At 60.9% G+C, this 3,249-nt stretch carries 4 protein-coding genes; all 4 read left to right on the top strand.

All coding sequences use genetic code 11. The annotated features are described in order from the left end of the window. Nucleotides 1–74 precede the first annotated feature (74 nt). Entirely contained in the window at nucleotides 75–521 is a 447-nt protein-coding gene (locus FEM54_RS28590) for an NUDIX hydrolase (RefSeq protein ID WP_138453860.1), read from the top strand. A 59-nt stretch (nucleotides 522–580) separates the two neighbouring features. Further along, a complete protein-coding gene (gene mnmA / locus FEM54_RS28585; protein ID WP_017137509.1) occupies nucleotides 581–1,705 on the top strand; it encodes a tRNA 2-thiouridine(34) synthase MnmA in 1,125 nt (374 codons plus the stop codon). Then, entirely contained in the window at nucleotides 1,702–2,325 is a 624-nt protein-coding gene (gene hflD, locus FEM54_RS28580) for a high frequency lysogenization protein HflD (RefSeq protein WP_017137510.1), read from the top strand. Before mnmA ends, hflD begins: the two co-directional genes overlap by 4 nt. 124 nt (nucleotides 2,326–2,449) lie before the next feature. Beyond that, the coding region (locus tag FEM54_RS28575) for a lyase family protein (RefSeq protein WP_240792818.1) at nucleotides 2,450–3,249 on the top strand (800 nt) is incomplete at its 3' end.

Raw genomic sequence — 3,249 nt, 5'->3', positions numbered from 1 at the left:
GAACCACCGCTATCGCAGGCAAGCCAGCTCCCACACTGAACGAGTTTCTTCAGTCACTACACATTGAGGCACCTATGACCTGGCAACCCCACATCACCGTCGCCACCCTCGTCGAAGACAACGGCCGCTTCCTGATGGTCGAGGAACTCAAGGGCGGCCGCGCCGTGCTCAACCAGCCGGCCGGCCATCTGGACCCGCATGAAACCCTCATCGAAGCTGCCGTGCGTGAAACCCTCGAAGAAACCGGCTGGGACGTCGAGGCCACCGGCATTGTCGGCATCTACCTGTACACCGCTCCCAGCAATGGCGTGACTTATCAGCGCGTGTGTTTTACCGCCAAGGCCTTGAAACATCACCCCGACTACCAGCTCGATGAAGGCATCGTCCGCGCCCGCTGGCTGACCCGTGAGGAGCTGATGGCCCTGCGCGACGACTGGCGCAGTGAGCTGATCATCCGCTGTATCGATGATTATCTGGCCGGCCAGCGCCATAGCCTCGAATTGATCCGCCCTTCTCTTTAGCCTTGCGGGCGTGAGCCTGTTAGAATCGCGTCCTTTTTCAAGACACCCGTTGAAACCCTATGCGTGATCCAGCCCCTTCTGACACACAAAAGAAGCGCGTCATCGTCGGCATGTCCGGCGGCGTGGATTCTTCCGTTTCCGCCGTTCTGCTCATGGAGCAGGGTTATGAGGTGGAAGGCCTGTTCATGAAGAACTGGGAAGAAGACGATGGAACGGAATATTGCACCGCCATGGACGACCTGGCCGACGCCCAGGCCGTGTGCGACAAGATCGGCATCAAGCTGCACACCGCCAATTTCGCCGCCGAGTACTGGGACAATGTGTTCGAGCACTTCCTGGCCGAATACAAGGCCGGCCGTACGCCGAACCCGGACATCCTGTGTAACCGCGAAATCAAGTTCAAGGCGTTCCTCGACTACGCCATGATCCTTGGCGCCGACCTGATTGCCACTGGCCATTACGTGCGCCGTCGCGATATCGATGGCCGTACCGAACTGCTCAAAGGCCTGGACCCGAACAAGGACCAGAGCTACTTCCTGCACGCCGTGGGCGGTGAACAGATCGCCAAGACCCTGTTCCCGGTCGGCGAGCTGGAAAAACCCGAAGTGCGCAAGATCGCCGAAAAACACGGCCTGGCTACCGCCAAGAAGAAGGATTCCACCGGGATCTGCTTTATCGGCGAGCGCCGCTTCAGCGACTTCCTCAAGCAATACCTGCCGGCACAACCTGGCGAGATCAAAACCACCGACGGTGAAGTGATCGGCCGTCACCATGGCTTGATGTACCACACCATTGGCCAGCGTCAGGGGCTGGGCATCGGCGGCCTTAAAGACGCCGGTGAAGAACCCTGGTACGTGCTGGTCAAGGACCTGGAAAACAACGTGCTGGTCGTCGGCCAGGGCAACGAGCACCCGCTACTGTTCTCGGGCGCGCTGCTGGCCTCGGAAATCTATTGGGTCAACCCGATCGACCTGAGCACGCCACGCCGCCTGACCGCCAAAGTGCGCTATCGCCAAAGCGACCAGCCCTGCACCCTGGAAAAAACCGCCAGCGGCTACCGCGCCACGTTCGATGACCCGCAACGCGCGGTCACGCCCGGCCAATCGGTGGTGTTCTATGACGGTGAAATCTGCCTGGGTGGCGGCGTGATTGAAGTCGCCGAAGCCTGGAGCAACCCGGCATGAGCCCGACCCAGGAGCAATTGACGGCGCTCGGCGGAGTTTTCCTCGCCGCGGTGCTGGTCGACAAGATTGCCAAGACCGGCCAGGTGACCGAGGCAGGCCTGACCTGCATGCTCGGCAGCCTGCTGATTCGCGACCCCAAGGACACACTGGAAGTCTACGGCGGTGATGATCTGGCGCTACGCGAAGGCTACCGCGCGCTGATCGGCGCCCTGGAGCGCGACCCAAGCACCTTGCAACGTGAGCCGTTGCGCTATGCGCTGTCGATGCTCGGCCTTGAACGGCAACTGGCCAAGCGTGACGACCTGCTCGAAACCATCGGCAAACGCCTGCCGCAGATTCAGTCCCAGGTGGAGCACTTCGGCCCGGCCCACGAAAACGTGATTGCCGCCTGTGGCGCGCTGTACCAGGACACGTTGAGCACCTTGCGCCAACGCATCCAGGTGCACGGCGACATGCGCAACCTGCAACAACCGAACAACGCCTCGAAAATCCGCGCCCTGCTCCTGGCCGGCATTCGTTCGGCGCGGTTGTGGCGCCAGTTGGGCGGTCATCGCTGGCAGTTGGTGATCAGCCGACGCAAATTGCTCAAAGAGCTTTACCCGTTGATGCGCAACGAATAAGTCGCAGCGACCCGTTTTTTTATAGCCTCACGCGTAATACGCCGGTCAGTTGGCGACGGACCGGCGGATTTTTTCATGTATGATACGCGCCCCATTTCGTTGCCCGACTGTCCGAGAACACCCCATGCAGCTCTCTTCGCTCACTGCGGTTTCCCCTGTTGACGGCCGCTACGCCGGCAAAACCCAGGCCCTGCGCCCTATTTTCAGCGAATACGGTCTGATCCGTGCTCGCGTTCTGGTTGAAGTGCGCTGGCTCCAGCGCCTGGCCGCTCACCCTGCCATCAGCGAAGTGCCGGCGTTTTCCGCCGAAGCCAACGCTGTATTGAACACCCTGGCGGAAAACTTCTCCCTGGAGCACGCCGAGCGTGTGAAAGAGATCGAGCGCACCACCAACCACGACGTTAAAGCCATCGAATACCTGCTCAAAGAGCAAGCGGCCAAGCTGCCGGAACTGGCCCAGGTCAGCGAGTTCATCCACTTTGCCTGCACCAGCGAGGACATCAACAACCTGTCCCACGCCCTGATGCTGCGCGAAGGCCGTGATGACGTGATGCTGCCGCTGATGCGCCAGACCGCTGACGCCATCCGCGAACTGGCCATCCGTTTCGCCGACGTGCCGATGCTGTCGCGCACCCACGGCCAACCAGCTTCGCCGACCACTTTGGGCAAAGAACTGGCCAACGTGGTGTATCGCCTGGAGCGCCAGATCGCTCAAGTCGCCGCCGTGCCGCTGCTGGGCAAGATCAACGGCGCCGTGGGCAACTACAACGCACACCTGTCGGCCTACCCGGAAATCGACTGGGAAGAAAATGCCCGCGCCTTCATCGAAGACGAGCTGGGCCTGGGCTTCAACCCCTACACCACGCAAATCGAACCGCATGATTACATCGCCGAACTGTTCGACGCCATTGCGCGCTTCAACAC

The organism is Pseudomonas edaphica, from assembly GCF_005863185.1.
Lineage (GTDB): Bacteria > Pseudomonadota > Gammaproteobacteria > Pseudomonadales > Pseudomonadaceae > Aquipseudomonas > Aquipseudomonas edaphica.
The sequence above is the reverse complement of the archived record's forward strand: the minus strand, read 5'-3'. Positions and strand labels throughout refer to the sequence as shown.